Consider the following 24,123-nt stretch of genomic DNA (forward strand, 5'->3'; position numbering starts at 1 on the left):
TACGTGGGCTAACGCTGTCAATTGCGTATATTCAGTAGAAAGTCGCTTTGCATCCGGCAATACTCTACCAGAACAAAATCGTTCGCCAGGTAACTTACTGAACCGCCGTGAACGTCATCTTCGGCAGCTTCATCGCGTTGTTGATCAGTTTGATTTCCAGCTTCAGAATTTCCTCCTCGGCTTTGGCGTCAATTTTCTCGGGATCATCGCCCGGTTTGTGGTAATCCGGATGACCGCCGGTGTGGAAAAACAGCACGGGAATTTTTTTGGCGTAAAAAGCCGCATTATCGGAACCGCCGTTGCCGGCCCGGTCGGTGAAGAATTTTACCCCGGCCGTCACATCTTTGAAAACCGTCGGCCAGGCGTCGGCGGTTCCGTAGCCTCCGATGCCAATACCGCGTTCCGGGTTATACCGACCAATCATATCCATGCACACCATGAAATTCATCCGGTCCAGCGGCAGGGTGGGGTGGTTCAGGAAATGCCGGGAACCCAGCAAACCCAGTTCTTCCGCGCCGAACGCCATGAACAGAAAATTGTACGGTTCTTTCACTGAATTTTTTGTGTAATACTGCGCCAGTTCCAGCAAACCGGCCACACCGGATGCATTGTCGTCGGCCCCGTTGTGAATCTGTCCCCGCGGGTTGGCGTCCAGCGAGCTGCCCTGATCGCCCAGGCCCAGGTGGTCATAATGCGCGCCGATCACGATGGTATGCTCCGCGCCGTTGTCCAGAAATCCGATCACATTGGCGGCTTTGCGGAGGCTGTCGGGCACCACCACGCGCCGGACTTTGGCCATAAAGGGTTGGTAAAAACCGTCTTCGCCCAGCGGTTTTAGACCGTATTTTCGGAAGTGCCGGGCGATGTAGGCCGCAGCTTTGGCATTTTCGCGGCTGCCCGTTCCACGGCCTTTCATTTGGTCGGAAGCCAGTTTTTCGATGTGCCGGGTGATGCGACTGGCCGATGGCTCCTGCGCAAAAAGCGGAGTGGATAGCAGAAGAAATAAAGCAAAAAATCGGTAGTTCATGCCCGCAAAAGTAGCGGATTTTGCCGATTTTAAAGCACAGAGCCTCATTGCAATGTTTTCAGATTAAAAACATTTTCGGACGCAGAAGCTACGTCTGATCAGGGACTTAGCGGTATTTTTTTTCGATGGCATTCACCAGTTTACGAACCGCAGCTCTTTTGGCGTTAAACCCGTTGGTGCCGTTGGGGCTGGCCTTGTAGGTGTCCGTTTCCCAGAGCAATACATCGGATTTATCGTAAAACCGGGCGCTACAAGCCATCGAAGTGCCTCCCCAGGACGTAACCCGAATTCCTCTGCTGGCTTCAAGATTTAACTTGATGATGAAATCAGCCGAGGATTTGTTGGACAACACTTTCCAATGGCCCCATTCCTGAAGCTGATCGACAAAGGCTTTCAGCGTTTCCTGGCTGTTTTCGTTTTTCGACAACGATTCGACGTAAACGCTATTTCCCTTTTTGAACGGTTCGCCGGACTGAGCCAGAGCCATTGAGGAAGCGAAGAGCAGACAACTAATCCAGATTTTCATATTCAAAGCGTTGAGTTTACAAGACGAAAAAAAAGGTGGCTGATTTTGTCGGTTAATTCCCGAATTTGAAAGCCGCCCCGAGTTCAAAACTCGATCCGGCTGAATTGACGAGTCCCAGATTGAGTTGCGCATACGGACCGATCCGTTCGTTGACCAGATACCGGGCACCGAGTTGGGCACCGGCAAAAACGCTTCCGGAGGCCGTCCGCCCATCCCGCGACGCAAAGGGCTTGCCAATGTGAATACCCAGGAAAGGATCGAATTTATTGCCCGTCACCGAAAAAGCTTTGGCCAGGTGGTAGTTGCCCAGCACGCCAAGCGAATAGGCACTGTAGCCCTTGCTTGACTGATAAACCACTTTGCCGGCGACGCCAATCTCATCCGTAACCCCATATTCAACGGCTATTGTTACCGGTGTTGCATTGCTTTCCAGCAGCAAACCGGCGGTGCCAACAATCCGGCCCTGTTCAAAGGCTTTTTGGGCCTGCACACGATCGCTACTCAGCAGCATCAGGAAGGCCGCACTAAGGATAAAAGCGAGTTTCTTGCACATAATCAGGTCATTAAATGGGTGGAACAAGTGGAATTATTTCTCGGCGGTGAACTTGAGTTCGGAGGTTTTCTTCGTGGTTGGGTCGGTTTCGGAGATCGCCAGATTCATTTTTTGGCCGTCGGAACTGGCAATGGACTGGTTACCTGCGGTGAGGTCATAGCCTGACCCGTTTTGCTGCACGGTGATGTTTTTTAGCTCGATGGACTGATCGTCGCTTCCCGTTATTTTCAGGGTCAGTCGGAGGGTCACCTGATCATTGGTGGTTTGGGGCGTCAGGCTGGCGATTCCGGAAATGGTCTGGCCGTTCTGGGTATACGGCAGCGTCGGCAGATTGATGCGGTCGTCACCCGACACGTAATAGAAGGAAGTGAGCGTATACGTACCCGCCACGGCTTCCGCCGGTTTAGCGGGCGCGACTTCGTCATTGTCTTTTTTGCAGGCCGTAAAAGTCAGCGTTACCAGGAGGAACAGAAGCAGCGTTTTCATAATCGTGCGTTGTTTTGGGGTGATTACCGTCAATCACCGGGGCAAAACTATCGGCTCTTTCCTGGGCCGACAATACCGCATTTGCATGATTTTTTACACTTTATTTCCGTCCCAGATACTTGTTGACCGCTTCGATTTTGGAGTGGACCTGGAGTTTTTCGTAGATGTTGAAGATGTGTTTCCGGACGGTGGTGGGGCTGACAAACAACTCGGCGGCCACTTCCTTGTGGCTGTGACCTTTAGACAGCCGATCCAGAATTTCCCGCTCGCGGGGCGTCAGAATGTCCAGTTCGTTGGGAGCCGTTGGGCTGATGTGGAACGAACTGGCAATTTTACGGGCAATGGTACTACTCATGGGGGAACCGCCTTCGTGCAGTTCGGTGATGGCTTCCAGGAGTTTGTGGGGCGGGCTGCGCTTGAGAATGTAGGCATTCGCCCCCGCTTTGAGGGCTTCAAAAACCGTCTCGTCTTCGTCGTACATCGTACACATCATGAACTGGGTGGCCGGGCAGAGCTGTTTCAGATGCCGTACACAGTCGATGCCGTTCATGCCCGGCAGGTCGATATCCATCAGCACCACATCGACACACTGCCCTGGCAAATGATCCAGTGCCGCTTCGGCGGTTTCGAACGTCGCCTGACAGGCGAAACCGTCGGCACCATCGACCAGAATGGCCAGCGACTGCCGGATCAGTTCCTTGTCTTCCACAATGGCGACGGTGATGGGGGTGTTCATCCGGCAATATTGGCGCTTTTTTGGGTTTTCTGCCATACTGCATTTGCAGTATTTTTGGCCGTCGATGCAGTCGGATACGGATAGGTAATCGTCACACGGGTACCCGTCGGCGACGAAGAAATGTCACAGGTTCCACCCGATTCGCCCATGCGGTTTTTCATATTCCCCAGTCCATTCCGGAAGCGGGATCGTTCATTCGGTGCAAAACCGTGTCCGTTGTCGGCGACTTCAATCACCAGCCGGTCGGTTTCGGGCCGGATTGTGAGCCAGACCTGCGTGGCCTGAGCGTGTTTCACCACATTGTGAAGGGCTTCTTTCACGGTCAGAAACACATTCCGCCGGTCGGCCCCCCGCATCACAATCTCGCGGGGCGACTCGCTTACCTGCGTCCGCAGGAGCAAGGCGGTATCTTCGATGAACTCGCTGGCGAAGGCCCGGGTGTAGGCAATCAGCCCGTTGAGGCTGTCGTTTTTGGTGTTCAGCGACCAGATGATTTCGTTCATGGCCGTCACCATGTCGGCCGAAATCGCCGAAATTTTTGCAATTTCAGGGAGCGTTGCGGCATTCATCCGCGTTTTGACCACCTCGCTCAACAAACCGATCGTTGTCAGCGATGCGCCGAGGTCATCGTGCATTTCTTTCGAAATTCGCAGCCGTTCTTTCTGCTGGCCCTGCAATTCGGACTGCACCACGGCGAGTTCGTGGGCGCGCTCGGCCGCCAGCAGGGCGTTGTCAGCCGTGCGCCGACGCTGGCGCATGAACAGGTAGGCAAACACCAAACCGCTCACCACACTCAGCCCCACCAGAACCGCCATCAGGAGCCACAGCTTCTGGCGTTGTTGCGCCTGTTCCAGTTGCTCGATCCGGCGTTGTTTTTCGGCCAGTTGCTGCCCTGCTTCGGCCTGCCGGAGTTTCACTTCGTATTCGCCCAGCAGTTCTTTGGCCTCCCGTGTCGACAACGAATCATTGGTTTTGACATACTGCTGATACCAGGCAAAGGCGGTTTTGTAATCCCCTAAACCGTGGCTGGCATTGGCATATTCCCGGTAAATATTCCGGAATTCCGACAGGCCCACCCGGTTGGTTTTCGCCATGTCGTGCGCCCGGTCCAGCAGCGGTTTGGCCTTGGCAAACTGGCTCAGGCCGTTGTACGTGGCCGCCTGACCGGCCAGCAAATGCAACTCCTGGAGGGGGTTGTTAGACTGGCGATTCAGCCGCAGGGCTTTCTGGTAATAAAACAGGGCCGAGTCGTACCGGGCTTCTTCGTTGTGCAGATTCGCGATGTTGCTGTACAAGTTGATCAGCAGCGAAAGGTCTTTGGTCGTGTCGAGAAGGGCTTTTGTTTTCCGGTAATACACCAGCGCTTCTTTCAACCGGTTTTGTTTGACATAAACGGAGGCCACGCTGTGGTAGTCCACTGCCAGTTCCTGGTTCGTGCTTTTTGCCATTCGGTCATACCGAATCGCCCGGTTGTAGTAGTCCAGGGCCTGCGGATACAGTTTTTCGGCTTCGTAGATCAGGCCGAGATTCTGGTACAAAACCGCAGCTTTTTTCCGGTTCTGGTGGGCCAGCATGTAGGGCGCAGCTTTCTTGAAATGCTGAATCGCCTGCTTGTTTTTGCCCTGCCACTTGGCCGACTGTGCCAGCGCAAAATGGCATTGACTCCGGTATTGTTCGGAAGGCTCCCGCAGGGCTTTTTGCAAGGCTTCAGTCGCCAGTTTTTCCGATTCGTCGTGCCGACCCAGCACATCCAGCAGATAGGTGATCAGCCGCACACTTTCGAAATATCCTTTCGTGTAGCCGGTTTGTTGGGAGGTTGCCAGGGCTTCCCGGTAGTCCCGCAGGGCCTTTTCGGGCTGTTGCATTTCAATGGCTTCGGCCTGGTTGAGTTGCGTCAGAATGGCCGAGGTGTCCGCCAGCGACTGACCGAAGGCATTGGTTTTCAATAGAATCAGAACCGAAACTACAAGCAGGAGTCGTTTGACCAGCATACGGATGTTGGGTGTGCCAAGGCATTGATTCGCAAATATAAATGACTGGTTCTTTATTTATTCATAACCGGTGTTTAATCGAGCGCATAGGCTTCCGAAAAAGTAAACCCCTTTTCGACGGGATCATAGACGTAATCCCCATCGGGTTCCGACAGCCCGGCCTGTTCCAGGTACTCGATCACCTGAAAGTGGTTGGTGAAGACGATGGGGTCGTTTTGATTGACGCGAAGCTCAAAAACGGACTGTTCGATGTTGTAGGAAACCGCATATTTCATGGCGTATGGTGGCAAGCGTGAGGTGAACCAATACAACACCGGGGGGCTGGTTAGTGTTTGCGGTTTTTCGGCTTGCAAAGGACGGATCGGCGGTTTTTGGCTAACATACCGATCACTCTGCCCGGTTTTTAGTCGCGTAGCGACGAAATGTTTGTAGCCAATTATCCGGGTTCGGCCTTACAGGGTCGCGTAGCGATCCGACTTTGCCTTTTGTTGGATCGCTACGCGACCCCCGGAAGGGGAGAAATACCTTCTTTCCTACAAACATCTGGTCGCTACGCGACCCAAAAGAACGATTTTTTGAAGGGTTGACAGGTAGACTTCTGTTGAATCTTACGAATCGCGGGCGCGGAATATCCGGAACGTAATCAGATTTTAACGGATAGGTAGGACGGCCGGATTGTTTGCTTTTGGTGGTTTAGGGGGTAAAATGGCTCTTTTTACACCCCATATTCTAAATCTGTTACGCCATGAATCGCAAAATACTGATTGTCACCGGTGATGGTGGCGAAAGTTACGAAACCCTCTATGCCGTTCACCGCTTTCAGGAAGAAGGCGACATCGCGGTGATTGCCGCACCCAGCAAACGCCGGCTGAATCTGGTGATGCACGATTTTGAACCCGGTTGGGATACCTACATCGAGCGGCCCGGCTATTGTCTGGTTTCCGATCTGACGATCGACGAGGTGGTGGTCGACGACTATGACGCCATTCTGCTGCTGGGTGGCCGCGCCCCCGAATACCTGCGCAACCACGCCGGGCTGCTGGAGGTCGTCCGGGCGTTTGACCAGCAGGGCAAATGGGTCTTTGCCATCTGCCACGGCATCCAGATTCTGGTCACCGCCGGATTAGCGAACAACCGAAAGCTAACCGCTTACGAACATGTGCGGACCGAAATTGAGATGGGTGGTGGCACTTATTCGACCCAACAGGCCGTCCGCGACCGGAACATGGTAACCGCACAGACCTGGCAATCACACCCCGAGTTCTATCGCGAGGTCTTTGCCTGTCTCAAAAAAGAGGAACTCGTGGAAGAATAAAGGCCGAATTTGAAGCCGTGTCGTTTCTGTCTTCTTTATGCCCTTGCTGAAGAAGGCAGAAACGGCTCTAAAGTTTGATCGAAAGCCCTGCAGCGTCTCATTTATACACCTTGTCCCGAACCATGCGAATGTTGTTGAACATCGGCAGGTCTTCCACGCAGTCAGCCGGAATAATGCCTCGGTTGATCCAGTTGACCACCACCTGAATCGAAACACCGTATTTTTTGGCGTAGTCCCGCACCGACAGCCATTCGCCCAGATCCAGTTCGTGGCCGTGCGATTTTAGAAAATCCAGCGTTTGTTGCTGGCCTCGCTTGATTTCTTCCAGTTCCGCAGTGAGATCAATTTTCGTTTTTTCCATCTCAGTCTATTGTAAAGGGGAGATTAAGTCCCGGTATTACTCATCATCGGCTTTTTGTTCCCGCAACCACGCCAGAATTTTCTTTTCCCTCGTCAAGCGGCTGACCCACTCTTTCTCAGTACCTTCTTCTTCAATCTGATAGTAGAGATGGTCTAAAAGATGCAGAATATGAGCCAAACGACTTTCGTGAAATTCGATCATTTTGCTTAGCTCTCTGCGATTCATAGTAGGACGAAGGGTTATAACATAAAGATGCGTTTTGTTTAGTTAGTAAACAAGGGTTTGAGTCCGGATTTTGCGTAGAAGCGAGCAAGCTCAGTTCCAACTCGTATGACGTGCATGAGGGATAGCCCTCTGGCCCGAAACCGGTTTTGGGAGTAAATTAAAGAAGCTTACAAGGGAGGGACAAAGGCCTTTTGAATAGAAGTCGCTTGCGGCACGCGAGCGACAAAGGGAATTTCTTACTTATTCTTCTTCAATTAGATTTTCTGGTATTTCAATATTTTTTTTATAATTTTCTATATTAGAATAATTGTGATGCCTGTCGTACCATTTTTTAATAGTAAACCCAGTGAAAATTAATCCTAATATAAAAAGAATATTGCCAAATATAAAATCATCTTTGATGTTCTTGTAAAGGCCAATAGCTAAATTAATATTCCAACTTGCTAAATATAAAATATAGACAACGCTAACAATAAATATAATGCCCCAGATAATCAACTCATAATTCACATTATTTTGCCATTTTTTTACTTTAGTATTAATATAGTCATTCCTCTCCTTCTTCTTCCTTGATAGTGACTCTTTTTTTCGCTGTTGCCTTTCTATATCAAGTTGATTTCTTAATTCATCAATTGTTTTATCTTTTATTACAGAATCTCCTGTTATATTTGTTATTCTCTCATCAATTTTCTTAGACTTTTCCTCAAAATCGGTTTTTATTTTAGCAAGAGAAGAACTTTTATCAATAAAATCCTTTAAAACTTTATCTAATTTTTTGATTTTCTCTTCTTCAATTTCTTTTTGCTTTTTGGCTTCCTCATTAAGTCTTTTAACAAACTCTTCCTTATTAGTGTTTGCAAGCTTATTTAATCCATCTATATCTGTCAATTGTTTTGTTGTAATTCTAGTAGCTACTCTTAATATATCTTCGTCAGATAAATTACTTTCTTCAGCATATTTACTAATGTTATCGTCTAATTCCTTAATAATTGATAGTTTAGGTAGCGATGCAGTTAATGACAATGATACTAAAGATGATAAGCCAATTTCTACAACTTCATCCATATTAATGTTCCTTGTAATTTGCGGATTACTCAACCATATAATATTTAGAAAGTCATCTGCTCTAATTAAATCAGGCTGAAATTCGATTTCATTAACGTTCTTTCCATTAATATATTTATCCCTATTGAGAGAATTATTTAAAAACCAACAGTTAACGTTTTCAAATTCTCTTATTTTTTTTATTCTTTTATTTCTTACATATTGAATTGCAGTAGCATCGTGGAAAGCTGATCTTTCGGAAGTTCTAATAGTTTTTAGATATTCGAATTCATTGCTATATTTTGCTAAATTCTTATACTTAGTAGTGTCATATACAATGGCAATCCCATAATTTCCTAAATCATTTTCTAAATTATCAGTGATTCTTTCAATATCTGCAACGTTTAAGTTTCGTCTCTCACATGCATTGTAGATATCTTCTGGGTATATTTTCTTCTGAAGAAATGACATGTTGAAATTTTGGGCTTTTGCTTTTAGTAAATACCTTATTTCACTAATTGTATCAATTAAAATTGATAATTTATAACCTTGTATTTTTACAATTTCAAGTATTTTTCTGCATGTGTGTGTTGATTCAGGTGTATTTAAATCAAATAAGCCTAAAATGAAATTTGTATCAAGTAAAAGTTCTACATTAGTTTTGACGGCCTCCGTTCTATACTCAACATATCCTACTAATATTGAACCTAGGTATATTTTTCTAATTGTATCATAAACAGAAGGAATTTTTTTAAAAAAATCTACAAATTGTGCTTCAATTGTATAATCTTTATTAGGTTCAGTGTGTTTGTGAGCAAGATATTTAGACAAAGAGAATCTACTTTTCTCTATAAATTCTAGAATTGAAAGGCTATCTGGTTTTTCCTCACCAAGAGTTTCGCAAAAATCTTTATACAGTTTTTCTAAATTAGAAAGTTCAACATTATGAATTCTAATAGTTTCTTCGAATTCTGTAAAAGTATAGTTTTTAATCTGAAATGCATCGTCTTGAAAAAGTACAAAACATATTTCGTTTTCAGAATTAACTTCTTTTGCAATCAAAGACAAAATTGTCCTAATAACAGGAATTGGGAAGTCAATAGAATATAAATAATCAGCCTCGTTCTTTATTTCTACAATGCTTTTTCCACTAAAAACCCCTTTTTCATTTAGTTTTGATAAAGTTCTTTTTATTAATGGAATAAATACTTCAACTGGCCCCTTGATAAGCTGCCCTCTATTTCTAATATGCGCTAAAAGACTATATGTTAAAGCTCTATCTTTTATTTTGTTCATTTTATTTAAATATTTCATGATAGGTTGATAAATGTAGACAACTTTGTCAAAACTGACAAATCACCAATGTATGATGGAGCCACCGCAGTCTCCCAACCACGGTGGCTCCCTTCCAAAAAACCGTATCTAAAAATTACTTCCCAAACTCAACCCAACTTACCCCGCCAATATTCTCAGCTTTCGGGTCCGCGTTCACAAACACGAAATACAAATCCTGCTTGCTGCCAGGGTCCTGAATCGGGGCGCTTAGCTCGGCGGTTTTGTTCCAGGCTCCCGTGGCCGTATACGCCACCGTGCTGATGACCGGGCCTTTCGCCGAGCCGGTGTGTACTTCAATCGTGCCATCGTGGTCTTTCGATGCCACCTGGTACGTCAGCTTCTGGATGCCTTTCAGGTCCACGCCTTTCAGTACGAAATAGGCTTTGTTTTTGGTAGCTCCCAGCCGACCGCGCTGGCGGTTCATGTTATACACCTCGTCGGCATCACCGGCCTGCACTTTGGCGGGGCGCAGAATCAGGCTCTCGCTGGTGGTCAGGGGCGTGATGGCCCCACCTTTGTCGGTATACGACGCCGACAGAATGTAGCGCCCCGTCTGGTCCTTGCCGACGTGTTCTTTCAAAACCGTCGTGCCCTGCTGCGGCAGCGTCACATCTGGCTGCTCATTCCCCAACGCCAGCACGTATTTCACGATTTCGGTGGCGTCTTCCTTCGACAACTGCGGGTGGGCGTTCATCGCGTGTTCGCCCCAGACGCCACCACCGCCGGTAATCACCTTGTTGGCCAGCCGCGTGGCCGCGCCCTTGTCACCCCGGTATTTTTTCGAGACTTCAACAAAAGCCGGGCCGACCGACTTGCCGTTGATCTGGTGACAGGCCTTGCAATCGCTGGCCTGCATCAGGTTTTTACCCAGATTGAACGTGCTCGTAATCTGCTGGTGACCCATCACCTGATCATTTCCAGAAACTTTCGGAATGTAGTTCAGCGCGACTTTTACCTTTTTCTTGTCGATCGCTTTGTCCTCATTATCCTTCACATTGACCGCGTATTTGAACGGCATCTGGTCGGCGAAGAAGAACGTGCTGTTGTCGGTGGTCGCAATGGCCACCTGTGGCAACGTGTTCCCGACTTTGATTTCCAACGTATCGACCGAACTTTGCCCCGACGGGTCGGTCACTTTCAGCGTCACCGGGTAAATGCCGTTTTTCTGGAACGTAAACGTCGGATTGGCTTCGGTCGAACCCACCTGATTGCCTTCAAATTTCCATTCGTAGGTCAGTTTATCGTCTTCGTCGAAATCGTAGCTCTGGCGGCTGTTGAAGGCGACTTTGAACGGAGCCATCCCAATCGTATCCCGCGCCGTCACTTTGGCAACGGGTGTGCGGTTTCCGGGGTTAAACTCGATCTTTACCAGACGCGCATCGTCGTTGTCAATCCCATACACCGAACCGTATTCCAGCATGTACATCTCACCTTTCGGGCCAATTTCCAGATCGACCGGACGGCGGAAATCGCCCCGCACCGGCATGAACGCTTCCAGGCGTTTGTAGTTCTGGTTGTCGTCCATCCGAACCGCATACACCCAGTTGCGCATCCAGTCGTACATAAACAGTGCCTTGTCGTAATACTGCGGCAGTTTCACATCCGATTGCAGGTTGGCGTCGAAGTGATACACCGGGCCACCCATCGCGCAACGTCCGCCCGTTCCCAGTTCCGAAAATTCAGTTGATTTGTTGTAGGGATACCAGACCATCGCTTTCGTGGTCGGCGGCAGGTTTTTCAACCCGGTGTTGTTGGGCGAGTTGTTGACCGGCGCGTTTGGATCAAACTCGGCACCCACGGCTTTGGTCGCAAAATCGTAGGCTTTGTACGGTTTGCTGTCGCCGACGAAAAACGGCCAGCCGTAATTCCCGGCTTTCTTCGCCTGGTTGAACTCATCGTAGCCACGCGGTCCCTGCGGTCCATCGGTGCCGGAATCCGGGCCGATTTCACCCCAATAGACAATCGACGTTTCGGGATCGACCGAAATCCGGTACGGATTCCGGCAACCCATGACGTAAATTTCGGGCCGGGTTTGCGCCATGCCTTTCGGGAACAGATTGCCCTCGGGAATCGTATACGAACCGTCGGGTTCAACGTGAATCCGCAGAATTTTACCGCGTAAATCATTGGTATTTCCCGCCGAACGGGCCGCATCGAACGTCAGCCGACCCGCCTGCCAGTCGGTGGGTGAAAAACCGCTCGACTCGAACGGCACGGTATTGTCGCCCGTCGAAATGAACAGATTGCCGTGTTTGTCCCAGGCCATTGACCCGCCGGTGTGGGCGCTCACTTCCAGATCGATGTGAAACTCGATGATCGATTTCTCCGATTTGAGATCTAGCGTGCCGTCGTCGTTCATCACAAACCGCCCGATCCGCTGCTTCGTTTCCTCGCCGGTCTGAATCGTGTAGAAGAAATACAGGTAGTGGTTTTTGGCAAAATTCGGGTCGATGGTCATGCCCAATAAACCGTTCAGGTACTTTTCGACGGCTTTTACCGGAAAATCATAGACCAGTTTTGTGCTTTTGGTTTTGGGGTCATACATGTAAAACTTGCCCTTGCGTTCGGCCATAAACACCCGGCCATCCGGTGCCACGGCCAGTTCCATCGGTTCGTTGAGGTCGTTGGACAGCACGGTTTTGACAAACCGGGTTTCGTCCGGCGTTTTCACCGCGTACGACTTCGAGTAGTCGAGGTCCTTGTTGTCGCCGATCACGTATTTCAACCCGCCGAGCAAATGTTGCTGAAACAGCGGCTCGCTGTAGCTTTCGTTCGTATGCCCACCGCCGGTGTAAAATGCGCGGCCTCCGTCGAACTCGTGGTACCAGACAAACGGGTGATTGTCGCCGTTGCGGCCACCTTCGTACGTCGTTTCGTCCAGTTTCGCCAACACTTTGATGTCGGGATTGATGTTCCGGTAGCTGTACAATTCATCAAACCGCTCCCAGCGGTCGGGCAGGAAACTGGTCGACGGGTGATTTTTGTCGATCACGTCGATGGCGACTTTCTGCTGCTTGGGGTGGTGCAGGAAATACGCCCCGGCGAGTTTGTTATACCACGGCCAGTTGTATTCGGTATCCGCCGACGCGTGAATGCCCATGAAATTGCCCCCGGCCTGAATGTAGCGTTCAAACGCTACCTGCTGATCGGGGTTCAGCACGTTGCCGGTGGTGCTCAGAAACACGACGGCGGTGTAGTGTTTCAGGCTGTCTTCCACGAAATAGTCGGCATTTTTGGTCGTATCGACCCGAAAACCGTTCTCCTGGCCCAGCTTCTGAATGGCGGCAATTCCGGTCGGAATCGACTCGTGGTAGTAGCCTTTGGTGCGCGAGAAAACCAGAATGCGTGGCACTTTCGGCTTGGGTGCCGGAGCCGTCGCCACGGGTTCGGGGGTTGACGACGGAGTCTGCGTCGACGCTTTCTGGGGCGTCTTGCAGCCGTAAAAACTCCCGGCTACCGACGCCATGAGCAGGAGCGTGGCACCGATGGTACTTGTTCTGATAGAGATTGGCATTGTGTTTGGAATAGTAAATTCGGTTGAGCAAATCAAAACGGTTAAAACCGTTTGGGACATGTATAATTAACCCACGGTTTAAACCGTGGGCTAACATAAATGGTCGAACATTTTGGAAACCATTTTTAACGGTTTTAGGCCGGGCCTTCGGTTAGACTTTAATCGCCCATTCGCTTTTCAATGACCTTTCCAACAGGCCGTTGGCTTCTTTGTCCTTTTTGAAGTTCTCCTTTTTCGGATCCCATTTCAGCGGACGTTTGAGCTGGTAGGCAATGTTGCCGATGGTGCAAACCGACGCCGTGCGATGGCCGATTTCGACGTCGCAAATGGGTTGGCTGCGCTTCCGCATGGCGTCCAGGAAGTCCTTGTAGTGGTTGTCGCTGTGGTAAACGTGTTTCTCGTCCGGGCCGATCACCTTGTCTTTGAGCGTAGCCGGCGTGGTTTCCAGCTTCTTCCGCTGAATGTTCAACGTGCCTTCCGAGCCAACAAACTGAATGGCGTTGTTCCATTCCCAGGGTTCGTGGGTCATCGTAATGCCGTTGTCGTAGCGATACGTCAGGAATTTATGCTCCTTGCCGTCCGGCGGAATCACCTCCACGGGGCCGCTGTTGTCCATGTCCAGCGACCACTGCACGATGTCGAACATGTGTGCCCCCCAGTCGGTCACCATGCCACCACCAAACTCCTTGTAATTCCGCCAGTTGGGAAACACGTCTTTCGACAGGGGCGGGGCCAGTTCGGAATTGAACGGAACCGGTTCGTTGGGTCCCAGCCACATCGCCCAGTCCAGTCCTTCCGGAATGGGTTCAGCCGGTAAATCATACCGTTTTGGCGGAGGTCCCACATTCACCTTGATGCCTTTGATGTCGCCGATGTAGCCGTTGCGGATCAGTTCGGCGGTTTGCCGGAACTCCGGCCACGACCGTTGCATGCTGCCCGTCTGGAACACCTTCTTGTGTTTGCGGGCCGCGTTCACCATCGCCCGGCCTTCTTTAATGGTCAGCGCGAGCGGTTTTTCGCAGTAAATATCCTTCCCGGCTTCGGCAGCTTTCACGGCCATAACGGCATGCCAGTGGTCGGGCGAGGCAATAACCACGGCGTCGATGTCCTTGCGGTCAAGGAGTTGCCGGAAGTCGTTATAGGCCTGAATGTCCGAATACGCGCCATTCACTTTGGCCTTTCCGTCTTCGCTGGTGTAATAGGCTTTCGCCTGTTCGATAAACAGATCGCGTTTGGCTTTGTAAACTTCTGCCGTGGCCAGAATCCGGGTTTCGCCGGTGGCCAGAAAATTTCGGGAAAGCCCGCGGCTCTGCTTGCCGGTGCCGATAAAACCCAGCGTAATGATGTCGCTCGGTGCCCGGTAGCCCGTTCCTCCCAGCACAAACCGGGGGACGATCATGAAGGCCGACAGGGCTGCGGACGCCTGTCCGATGAATTTTCGCCGGGATAACGCACTAAAAGGTTCTTTTTCCATGAGGGTCTGGCAAATTGAGCTTGATTTCCAAGTAGAAAGCCAAAACCGCCCCGGATTTACTATCGGCGGTTTTCGAAAAGCCGCCCATTCGGTCGCTTCAGGGGCGGCTTTTTCCGTTTCAACCGCCTGACCACTGGCCGAAGTCCGACGACATGCCAATTTTGATGCCGATACCAGTAAACACAAATCAAATGAAAAAAATGAAAACACTAGTGATGACGCTGCTGGCGGTGGTCCTGCTGTGCAGTTGCAAGAAAGACGCGGAGGCCGTACTACCGGGTGGTCATGTGCCGGCCAAAGCCGCCGGGAAATGGATGTATGGCTCGTTTGCCATGAGTGACTTCTGGGCCTACGACGGTTCCTACCAGGGCAAACCCTTTGAACTGGCGGTGGTGTTCGACTTCAAATCCGATGGCACCTACGAGAAGTATTTCGTGGCCACCACCCGCGATTATTCGGGTTGCAAAACCGAAGCATTTACCTTCGAAAAAGGAAGCGTGGATTTCAGCGAAACCGACGGCTCGTTTACGACAACCCCCACGGAGGGCCATTACCGGGGCTTTTATTCCTGCTTTCCGAAGCAAAATGTGAACCGGAAAATGAATCGTTCGGAGCTGAAAACGCAGACGTACCATTACGAACTGAAAACCGGCAGCAATGGCAAGCCGAATCTGGTGGTGCGGTTTCAGGAAAGTGACAGCAACGTCAGCACGTTTCTGCCGACATCGTGGTAGAGAAACCGGTCAGGTCTTCAAGACCTGACCGGTTTCGTTCCAGAATTCGACAACATCCTTAATTCACCAAAAAATACACAATCCGGCAGGCGGTTCCTTTGCTTTTGGGGTTTCGGGTAGGTGCCAGGCGGAGTTGCAAAACGTGCTTTTTATTGGGCAGGTTGCTGGCAAAAAGCTTGTACCACGGCAGGTGCAATTGCTGGCTCCACTGGGTCTGGAGGTCCATTTTCTGGTAAGGCCCTTTGTCGATGCGGTATTCTATTTCCCCCGCATCCGGCCCCGAAATGAGGGCGATGCCAACGGCGGTTCCCGTAAAATTCAGGGAGAGGGCGGCTCCCGGCGTGGTGGCTTCCAGCATGGGCCGGTCGACAAAACCGGGGCGGGTCGAAACGCCATCCGCCGGTTTCCAGTTATCAACCAGCTTCCAGCCGTTTTGGAGCGACGCTTCGTTGATCGACACATAATGGCCGTTGTCAAAACTGCCGCGAACCAGCGGAGGCATTACGGGCAATGGGTTGGCCGGGGTCGATGACGCGGTTTGGAAAGCCGTATTCAGCAGATGCTTCATGGTTTGAAAATACACTTCCTGCCCAAACGGCGACGGGTGCAAATCCTTGAAATCGTATTCCCAGGAAAACTCGTTTGCTGCGATTCGGTCGTACACTTCCCGCGCCAGGTCGATGGAAGGCAGTTGGTAGTGAGCGGCCACCCGCTCGTGATTGGCGAGTTCCACCGGTTCTTTGCCCTGTCGAAAATCACCGAACTTGTCGGGATCGGCAAATTCCATCAGCACTACATCGACGGACGGATTGGCTTTTCGGGCGTGCCGGACGATGCCTTCCAGTGCGCGAAGTTGCGTCAGGCTATCGGTTTCATTCGTGCGGTCGTTGACGGCGGCTTCCACGAACAACAAATCGACTTTGCCCTGGCTCAACACATCCTGTTCGATGCGGAATGAATGCGGCAAACTCCCGAGCGATGGAATCCCGGCCTTGATGAACGTAAAGGTGGTTTGCGGAAATTTCTCCTGCAAATACCGGCTCACCTTGTCCCGCCAACCCGGATTGTGGGTGATGGAACCGCCCAGAAACGCCACCGTGGCTTTTTTCTGCTCCGTGATCACCCGGTAGGCATTCGGCAAACCAGCCCGGATGTTGACATACGCCGAAGAAGACAACGGTTTTTGAACGGGCACGGAATGTTGCTGAATGAAGTCGGCCCACCAGTCGGGATGTTCAATCGGGAAGTGATGGCCCTCGAGTGTTTGCGCGCCCCGCGACATGGCATAAACGGTGGTCGGACCGCCGAGTTTCTGATACCGTTCCACGAGCGGAAACGTGTTTTCGTCGGACGGAACCAGCTTGTCGTTCAGGCTGATGACGTGCAAAATCGGGATTTTATAAGCCGCCATGCCTTCCAGATGATCCATCGGATTGTCGTCAAACGCCAGCGCCTGAAATTCCGAAAACCCGTAGACGTCGAGCAGTTGCTGCCACGATTTGGCGTCGCCCTTACTTTTCCCTTTTCCGCCAGGCCAGCTTTTGAAATCACAAACGGGGGCTTCGGCGTAGATACAGCTCACTTTGGCAGGATTCCGTTTAGCCCAGCCGTAGACATACAAACCGCCCCGGCTGACGCCTTCCAGCGCCACCTTCGGCGCAAAACCTTTTTCCGAAACGAGGTGCTGGTAAAAGGCATCCCAGATCATCATCGCCTTCGGGCTGCCGTATAAATCATTGGTGTTGATGTAGGCAATGTGAAAACCGCGTTCCAGCAGAATGCTGTCCATTTCGACATGCCAGTCGGGAAAGTGGGCGCGCCAGACCCACGGATTGCCGGGCAGTGGTTTTCGGGGTTTGATGTACCGGGCGGGTACGTCGTTCAGCTTGAATTCTACCTTTTCAAAACCGTGCCACAAGGCGGTTTTTTCGCCCGGCTGAGCGTGCAGATTACGGGAAGTAACCGTTAAAAAGAGGGCAAAAAAGATCGGGAAGGAACGCATGGGAACGAAATCAAGACTCAAAACCGGAAGTTGAAAACGGTTCTTTTCTACTCCCGGCGCGTTGTAAAAAGGGGTATGGCGGGTTCTGGAGAATTTCTATTTCGTTGAAAATTTGTAGATCGTCGTTTGGTGATAGACTTCGCCGGGCTTGAGCAACGTGGAAGGGAACGACGGTTGGTTGGGCGAATCGGGCAGGTGCTGCGGATACAGCAGGAAACCGCTTTGTTTGGCGTACGACCGGTTTGCTTTTCCTTTTAGCTTGCCATTCAGCCAGTTAGAGGTTGCCAGTTCCAGCCCGGCTTCTGTCGTGAACACTTCCAGATACCGGCCACTCAGCGGTTCAAAAGCCGATGCCGCCAGACGAATGGGCTTGTTTTTGGGCGGGTTGAGCCGGTAGTTGTGGTCATAGGCACCCGGCAGTTGTTCCATTCGGGAACCGATGGTCGTGGCTTTTCTAAAATCGAGTGGCGTGTTTTTCACCGCCCGCAGTTCGCCGGTTGGCACCATCTTCGGGTCCATCACAACGAAGTGGTCAGCATTGATCTGTAGTTCATGGTGTAGAATAGTCGGAGCCGCACCCGCCGAAAGGTCAAAATAAGCATGGTGGGTCAGATTGACGGGCGTTGTTTGATCTGTCCGCGCTTCGTAGTCGATCTGGAGTTCATTCTGGTCGGTGAGCGTAAACGTTACCTTGCAGTCCAGGTTGCCGGGGTAGCCTTCTTCCCCGTCCGGGCTTCGGTAGGTTAGTTGCAACGACGACCCGTTGCCCGGTGGACGTTCCTCGGCCTGCCACACTTTTTTGTCAAATCCTTTTATTCCGCCGTGCAGGTGATTGGTGCCGGCATTGGTGGCCAGTTGGTAAGTCTTGCCGTCGATGGAAAACCGGCCATGACCCAGAAAACTGCTGTAGCGGCCAATGAGCGCCCCCAAATACGGTTGCCCCGACAAATACCGGCTCAGGCTATCGAATCCCAGCACCACATCGCCGGGTATGCGGTTTTTATCCGGCACAACGATAGACGTGAGGGTGGCTCCGAAGTTGGTGATTTTGACCACCATGCCGTTGGTATTCGTCAGGGTGAAAAGATGAACGGTCGTGCCGTCGGCGGTTTGGCCAAAAACCGATTTGCGAATGTGGCTGGTGACGGTACGCTTCGTTGTTCCGGTTCGGATTTCTCCGGAACAGGCGACGCTTAGCCATACGGTTGCGCAGCCCACCAACAATGAAAGGAGGGGCGTTCGACCGAATCTGGTGTTCATTTGCGGGCTGAAAAAGAAGGTGTTCAAATGAGGATAGCCGGCAGAACCGGCGGTCAATCAAAGCCTCCGGTCAGAAACCGGAGGCTGAAAACTACCATCTCTATTTTAATTCCGTTGTTTATTGACGTATTTGGCGACCGTTCCGATGGGGGCGATCCAGACGCCGTTGGCGGGGTCTTTGGCGTATTCACAGAGTTGCTTCAACATCGCCAGGCGCGTGGTTTGACCCCCGGATTCGGCCGTTTCGTGACCCGCCAGCACCAGCCACTGCCCGGTTTTACGGGCGGTTTCGATCAGGTCTTTGATTTCATTAAAATCTTTTCCGTCCATTTCCATCCCATAAATCTGGGCCATGTCACAGTAGGCCGGATCATTGGGCGCTTCGTTCCGCCAGCCGCGACCGCTGATGAACAAATCGGACACAATCGGTACGTAGCTCTGCGTGGTTTTTCCGCGCCCCACAAACATCTGCCCACAAGGGTAGGCAAACACCTCCGGTTTGACGCCCAGCAATTCCTGCACCTGTTTGTTGGCTTCGATCAGTTCCGCCCGCATTTTCTCGCCCGTATAGTCTTCCAAAGCTTTTTCCCGCGACCAGGTAAAGTTGCCGCTACAGGGGTGATTGACTGAGTGATTGCCCATTTCGTGACCACTCGCCACGGCTTTTTTCCAGCCTTCCAGCCGTTTTTTTACCGCCGATGGCACCACGAAAAACGTGGCTTTGACATCGTATTGATCGAGCAAAACCGTCCCTTTATCGACGTTGCTCAACCGGGCGTCGTCGAAACTCAGGCTGAGGGCTACTTTCTTGCCGTTCGGCCAGACAATGGGGGCCGCCGACGGTTTTGCGGACGGCATTTCGCTCGAAAACGAAAGGCTGAGGAGGGCGCAGAACAGGGTAGATGCGCGCAGGATCGGGTTGGGTTTCATCGGAATATAGTCTGAAATGCAAAAGTAAGAAAAACCCCGGTCACGGTTTTTTAACGATGGCGGGGTGTGACTGCAAATAATTGACCACGGATTCGGTCAGATCTTTAGCGGCAGCGGGCGTGTAGGGCGAAACCGTTATCTCATACCCCCCGTGCGTGATTTCTTCGGCCGTCAGCAAATACCCCAGCCAGCCGTTTCCGTAGCCAAAATAGAAGGTGTAGGGGAAAGGCGACCGGTCGCGCACCTCGTTGGAAATTTCACAGAACAACTCAAGCGGGGCGCTCCAGATGGCGATGTCGTCGTTGATTTGCAAAAACCGGACGGGCAGTTTGACCATGTTCACCCCGGCTTTGGTGGTGCGGGTGTAGTCTTTCAAATCATCGACCCAGCCGAGTTCCGGTTTCCGGGGTGTTTCGACAATCAGGCTGGCGGTTTTCAGACTGACCTCCGCCGTGGTCGCCTTGATCGACTGGTTGGCGGCAATGATTTTGTCACCCAGTAGGGTCTTGAACTGGTGGAGCCGGCCGATTTTGTGGTTCGCATACTGGCTATAGATCGGGGCAATATTACCAGCGGCTCCGTTGATGAACAGCAACGGAATGCCCAGTTTTTCTTCCACATACTGGGCCACCACGCCCGGCGCATCCCCGCTGATGAGCAGGTTTTCGCCCCCCATCACTGTTCCGTGAATCGCGTAGTTGGAAATTAGCGCCATCGGGGTGCCGTCCGCTTTATCGATTCGAATCATCCCGATCCGGCGATCAACCGGTCCATCCGGGTCCATGCCCAGAAATGCTTTGCCGTCGACGCCCTTGGCCCGCCGGTTGATGTTGGCCTGCGCCATGCCCCAACCCACGCCCAACCGGGCCGGTTCGAGGTTCTTCCGGGCTTCGGCGACGCCGTCGATGAGTTTCTTTTCGACCACATCGGTGTAGTCCGAATCGAATTTATGCTGATACCGTTCGCCCATAAAGAGAGCCGGTAAACCGGGAGGGCCCACTTCAGGCGCCGAATGCGTGTGGGTTAAGGTCCACCAGAAGTTGACCGGATCGATGCCCAACTGACTCTTCAACTTAGCAGCTACCTTGTCGTATTCGGAGGGTGAAACCACGGCAAAATCTGAGGATACGAGCACAAACTGCGTTTTGCCGTCGTCCAGTACGGTGATCCGGTGGTAAATCCGATCCAGAACCCCGGTCGACCTACGGGCACCGTAACCCAGCAGCATCTGGTGGCCTTCCGGCGTCACGTCCACCTTGACCACAGCCGCCCGAAAACCGGGGGCTTTGGGGTTGATGGCCTGACTCCTCATCGAAAAAAGCAATAAAACAGCTACCGCCCAAAGGCCGGTCCGGCGTTTAAAAGTTGGTATATGGTTTTGAAAAAAAAGCATGGTTAAGGGGTTAGTATGGTTTTGAGTCGAGTTAGAGTTACCGCTTTTGCCCCTAAATCCCGAAACGTCGGCCCGGCCTAAAGGGGACTTTTCAAATCCGGATCAGCCGAGTCCAAGTCCCCTTTAGGCCGGGCCGACGTTTCGGGATTTAGGGGCTATCTTTTCTATTTCGCCTTCCGGATATACGCCAGTAAATCCGCCATTTGCTGCGGGTTGATCTGCTTTTCCAAACCGGCGGTCATCGCCGACATGTTCATGGCTTTCAGCGTTTCGATGTCCTGCCGGGCAATGGTGGTTTCCTGGCCGCCCTGGTTGCGCAGCGTAAGGGCCGTTGGCGTTTCGGTCGAGATCAATCCCTGCTGGGTTTCGCCGTTTTTCAGCGTGATGGTCCAGAGGTCATAGCCGTCGGCGATGGACAGGTTCGGGTTCAGAATATCGCCCAGAATGGACGCTGGTCGCCGGTTTCGGATGGTCGCCAGATCGGGGCCGAACGCAATCCCACCCGTGCTGCCAATCTGGTGACACAAGGCGCAATTCTGTTGGAAAACCAGCGCGCCTTTGTCCGCATCAGCCGGTAATTCCAGCGAAGTCTGGTATTGTTTAATGACCTCATCCCGCTGTTTGTCGCGTTTGGTGAGCAGCACCCGCGCCCGGTTTCGCGATTCGACGTTTGAGTTTGCCATCAAACCCACGCTGCGGGGCCAGCCGATGCTGTTCTGGTCGATGGTTCCTTTTTCGACGGCATCCAGCAGCAGCTTGATCCGGGATTGTCGTACCGGGTCCGGGCCGCTGAAAAACGTAGCGATGGCCGGTTCGCGGATGTCGGGCGTCATGACCGGCCACTTTTGCAACACGTAGTCACTAACCGTGGCATCGGGGATCGAACTCAGGGTTTTCAATGCGGCCACCTGCACCGAAAGGGGCTCATTGGGCGCAATCATTTTTTTCAGGAGCGGAATCTGGGGCGTGGCGTCGCGCAGGGCCAGAAAACCGAGGGCTTCCGACCGCTTCTCTTCCGACTGTTTCGGATCAGCCGCCGTCTGAACCGCCTGTTGAAAAGCTGCCATTGTCTGGGCGTCGTCCGGCAGGCCGGTTACCTGCAAAAACTGAAGGCAGGCTGAGCGAACGGAAGGGGAGGAGTGATTGAAAAAAGACTGGATCAGCAGTTGTTGTTCTGCCAGAAAATTCGAGTCGAGCGTCGAGTTTCGCCGTTTTACGCCCTGGGCGACGCCTTTGATGATGGAGGGCTGCCACGTTTCTTTTTCCGCCGAAACCGGAACGAGTGCTTTCTCCAGAAGCGAATGAATCGTTTTCGGAGGCTGACTCGCCCCGGTCATGGCACTGAGCCGCTCGACCAGCGAACCATACGCCGGTTGGTCGGGCTTGTAACGCGTCAAAACCGCATTGAGCAAATCGCCTTTTTGCGACGCGGGCGCGGAAAGGGCCGCGATCTGAACCCATTGGTCGTCGATGTCGGTGAACAACAGTTTCTGCCGCACGCTGGCCGCTTCGGGGGATTCAACAAAACCGAGGGTGCAAAGCAACTGAAACCGCACTTTCGGATCGCTGTCGGACGGCATCGCCAGCAACGCCGGAATGAGCGCCGGGGCGGTTTTTAGATGCGCTTCCGCCAGTTTGATCGCGTTGGTTCGGACACCCGGAACCGGGTCTTTCAAAGCCGCCGTAATCAATTCCGGGCGAAGTTTGTTCAGCCCTTCGAGCGTCCAGAGGGCGTGCAGACGACCCAGGGGCGACGACGGATTTTTGGCCATAACTTCCAATCCGGCTACATCCTGGGGCGTCGCGCGATCCAGCAAAAGTCGCTGGGCATTTCGGCGCCACCAGCTATTGCGGTCGGCCAGTTTTTCGATCAACTGCGCATTGGACGCCTTCCCCAGCAGGTCTTTGTTCAGGACGGCGGGTTGAGTTCCTTTGGGCGTGATGCGGTAGATGCGGCCCTGATCTGTTCCGTTGTATAAGGCCCCGGATTTGATAACGTCTTCGGCCATCCATTCGGGGTGTTCGACAATTTGCCGGTAATAATCAATGACATACAGCGCGCCATCGGGTCCGACGTACATATTGACGGGTCGAAACCAGGCGTCCGTCGAAGCCAGAAATTCTTTGCCGGTATGGACCCGGCTGGCCGTAAAACTGGCTCCTTTTCCATGAATTTTATCGAAATGTACCAAGTTGCTCACGGGTTCGGCCACAAACGTCACGCTGTCGTACAGGGCCGGAAACGCCCCGCCCAGATACGCCGTTATGCCACAGGCCGACGTGATCACGCCAATATCCGTGAGCAACTGCATCTGCGGATTTTTGGTGATCGGAAATACTTCGGCGGCATTCCCGTGGTCCGAAATCGACTGGGTGACGTTGGAAACCAGCAAATCCGGATTGCGCTTCAGATACGGCGTCGTGATGACTTCGTGGAAGGCGTGATTGGCGTTGCTCACCAGCAGGCGGTTTCCCCAGGCGTCGAAGGTATGACCAAACTGCGTATTGCCGGCCACCGGTTCCAGTTCGTAGCGGTCGGGCCGAAACCGGACGCTGCGGCCACTGGCGTTGTCGGGCAGACGGATGCCGTCGGGCTTTTTGGGAAAGAATACATCACTCCCGCGGTCGCCAAATTCTTCCTTGTACACCTGCGCCGTCACCGCCGATTCGTGGGCGAGGTAAATCCAGTTGTCGAGACCCAGCAAGGGCGCGTTGACGTTGTGTTGTGGGTTAGAAAGGGCAAAACCGGTCAGGACCGTGTCGCGGACGTCGGATTTGCCATCGCCATCGGTATCTTCCAGGTAGTAGACATTCGGTGCATCAGTCACCAGCACGCCTTTTTTCCAGCGCATGATGCCGGTGGGCAGCACAAGATTCTCGGCAAAAACCGTACTCTTGTCCATGCGCCCGTCGCCATCTGAATCGGTGAGCAGTTTGATTTTTCCGGTACCGGTTTTGTCGAGTGGATAACCGTGCATTTCCACGACGTAAAATCGCCCGTCCTCGTCAATTTCCATCGCAACCGGATCGGCCACCAGCGGTTCGCTGGCCACCAGTTCGATCTGAAAACCGGGTTCGAGTTCGAACGTTTTCAAAGCCTCTTCGGGAGAGGTTCCCGAAGAGGTAGACGACTTCTGACAACCCGGCACCATCACCAGGCTGGCAGCGATCAGACTGTAAAAAAGGTACTGCTGTATTGTAGTCAATGAAATTACCA

General features: G+C 52.0%; 19 protein-coding genes. 2 read left to right on the top strand and 17 right to left on the bottom strand.

The window, feature by feature from the left end; all coding sequences use genetic code 11:
- Positions 1 to 94 precede the first annotated feature (94 nt).
- The 7 genes from DUE52_RS19930 to DUE52_RS19960 all read right to left on the bottom strand — a co-directional run bounded on the left by DUE52_RS19930 (position 95) and on the right by DUE52_RS19960 (position 5,594).
- Positions 95 to 1,027, bottom strand: a complete 933-nt coding sequence (locus DUE52_RS19930) for a M20/M25/M40 family metallo-hydrolase (protein ID WP_114407810.1) — start codon at positions 1,025 to 1,027, stop codon at positions 95 to 97.
- 106 nt (positions 1,028 to 1,133) lie between these two features.
- Complete coding sequence (locus DUE52_RS19935; RefSeq protein ID WP_133299881.1) at positions 1,134 to 1,553, bottom strand: hypothetical protein; 420 nt, start codon at positions 1,551 to 1,553, stop codon at positions 1,134 to 1,136.
- Between the two features lie 52 nt (positions 1,554 to 1,605).
- A complete protein-coding gene (locus DUE52_RS19940; protein ID WP_114407812.1) occupies positions 1,606 to 2,106 on the bottom strand; it encodes a hypothetical protein in 501 nt (166 codons plus the stop codon).
- A 33-nt stretch (positions 2,107 to 2,139) separates the two neighbouring features.
- A complete protein-coding gene (locus tag DUE52_RS19945) occupies positions 2,140 to 2,592 on the bottom strand; it encodes a hypothetical protein (protein WP_114407813.1) in 453 nt (150 codons plus the stop codon).
- Between the two features lie 100 nt (positions 2,593 to 2,692).
- On the bottom strand, positions 2,693 to 3,328 hold the full coding sequence (locus DUE52_RS19950) for a response regulator (protein ID WP_114407814.1): 636 nt from the start codon (positions 3,326 to 3,328) through the stop codon (positions 2,693 to 2,695).
- Positions 3,325 to 5,319, bottom strand: coding sequence for an ATP-binding protein (locus DUE52_RS19955; protein WP_114407815.1), 1,995 nt, complete (start codon positions 5,317 to 5,319; stop codon positions 3,325 to 3,327). The genes DUE52_RS19950 and DUE52_RS19955 overlap by 4 nt, the downstream gene beginning before the upstream one ends.
- A 74-nt stretch (positions 5,320 to 5,393) precedes the next feature.
- On the bottom strand, positions 5,394 to 5,594 hold the full coding sequence (locus tag DUE52_RS19960) for a hypothetical protein (RefSeq protein ID WP_133299882.1): 201 nt from the start codon (positions 5,592 to 5,594) through the stop codon (positions 5,394 to 5,396).
- Positions 5,595 to 6,064: 470 nt separating this feature from the next.
- On the opposite strand from DUE52_RS19960, the gene DUE52_RS19965 reads away from it, so the two are divergent.
- Entirely contained in the window at positions 6,065 to 6,634 is a 570-nt protein-coding gene (locus DUE52_RS19965; RefSeq protein ID WP_114407817.1) for a DJ-1/PfpI family protein, read from the top strand.
- 97 nt (positions 6,635 to 6,731) lie between these two features.
- Here the strand turns inward: DUE52_RS19965 and DUE52_RS19970 are convergent, their stop codons facing one another.
- The 5 genes from DUE52_RS19970 to DUE52_RS19990 form a co-directional block, all read right to left on the bottom strand.
- Entirely contained in the window at positions 6,732 to 6,995 is a 264-nt protein-coding gene (locus tag DUE52_RS19970; protein ID WP_114407818.1) for a helix-turn-helix domain-containing protein, read from the bottom strand.
- Between the two features lie 36 nt (positions 6,996 to 7,031).
- The gene (locus DUE52_RS19975; protein WP_114407819.1) at positions 7,032 to 7,220 is read right to left on the bottom strand and encodes a hypothetical protein; all 189 of its coding nucleotides are present in this window, start codon (positions 7,218 to 7,220) and stop codon (positions 7,032 to 7,034) included.
- Positions 7,221 to 7,460: 240 nt separating this feature from the next.
- The gene (locus DUE52_RS19980; RefSeq protein WP_133299883.1) at positions 7,461 to 9,578 is read right to left on the bottom strand and encodes a hypothetical protein; all 2,118 of its coding nucleotides are present in this window, start codon (positions 9,576 to 9,578) and stop codon (positions 7,461 to 7,463) included.
- 115 nt (positions 9,579 to 9,693) lie between these two features.
- Positions 9,694 to 13,113, bottom strand: a complete 3,420-nt coding sequence (locus DUE52_RS19985; protein WP_222930299.1) for a ThuA domain-containing protein — start codon at positions 13,111 to 13,113, stop codon at positions 9,694 to 9,696.
- Positions 13,114 to 13,264: 151 nt separating this feature from the next.
- A complete protein-coding gene (locus DUE52_RS19990) occupies positions 13,265 to 14,587 on the bottom strand; it encodes a Gfo/Idh/MocA family protein (RefSeq protein WP_114407822.1) in 1,323 nt (440 codons plus the stop codon).
- Positions 14,588 to 14,787: 200 nt separating this feature from the next.
- Between DUE52_RS19990 and DUE52_RS19995 the strand changes: the two genes are divergently transcribed.
- Positions 14,788 to 15,321: a hypothetical protein gene (locus DUE52_RS19995; protein WP_114407934.1), complete on the top strand. Its 534-nt coding sequence runs from the start codon at positions 14,788 to 14,790 to the stop codon at positions 15,319 to 15,321.
- Positions 15,322 to 15,379: 58 nt separating this feature from the next.
- On the opposite strand, the gene DUE52_RS20000 is transcribed toward DUE52_RS19995, so the two are convergent.
- From DUE52_RS20000 to DUE52_RS20020, 5 genes are all read right to left on the bottom strand, one after another.
- The gene (locus DUE52_RS20000; protein WP_114407935.1) at positions 15,380 to 17,323 is read right to left on the bottom strand and encodes an SGNH/GDSL hydrolase family protein; all 1,944 of its coding nucleotides are present in this window, start codon (positions 17,321 to 17,323) and stop codon (positions 15,380 to 15,382) included.
- A 96-nt stretch (positions 17,324 to 17,419) separates the two neighbouring features.
- Positions 17,420 to 18,583: an aldose epimerase family protein gene (locus DUE52_RS20005; RefSeq protein WP_114407823.1), complete on the bottom strand. Its 1,164-nt coding sequence runs from the start codon at positions 18,581 to 18,583 to the stop codon at positions 17,420 to 17,422.
- A 105-nt stretch (positions 18,584 to 18,688) separates the two neighbouring features.
- Complete coding sequence (locus DUE52_RS20010) at positions 18,689 to 19,513, bottom strand: polysaccharide deacetylase family protein (RefSeq protein ID WP_229312236.1); 825 nt, start codon at positions 19,511 to 19,513, stop codon at positions 18,689 to 18,691.
- Between the two features lie 40 nt (positions 19,514 to 19,553).
- The gene (locus DUE52_RS20015; RefSeq protein ID WP_222930300.1) at positions 19,554 to 20,825 is read right to left on the bottom strand and encodes a neutral/alkaline non-lysosomal ceramidase N-terminal domain-containing protein; all 1,272 of its coding nucleotides are present in this window, start codon (positions 20,823 to 20,825) and stop codon (positions 19,554 to 19,556) included.
- Between the two features lie 245 nt (positions 20,826 to 21,070).
- Entirely contained in the window at positions 21,071 to 24,112 is a 3,042-nt protein-coding gene (locus DUE52_RS20020; protein WP_229312237.1) for a PVC-type heme-binding CxxCH protein, read from the bottom strand.
- Positions 24,113 to 24,123 lie beyond the last annotated feature (11 nt).

Origin of the sequence: Larkinella punicea, from assembly GCF_003334855.1 — a bacterium.
GTDB classification, from domain to species: Bacteria; Bacteroidota; Bacteroidia; order Cytophagales; family Spirosomataceae; genus Larkinella; species Larkinella punicea.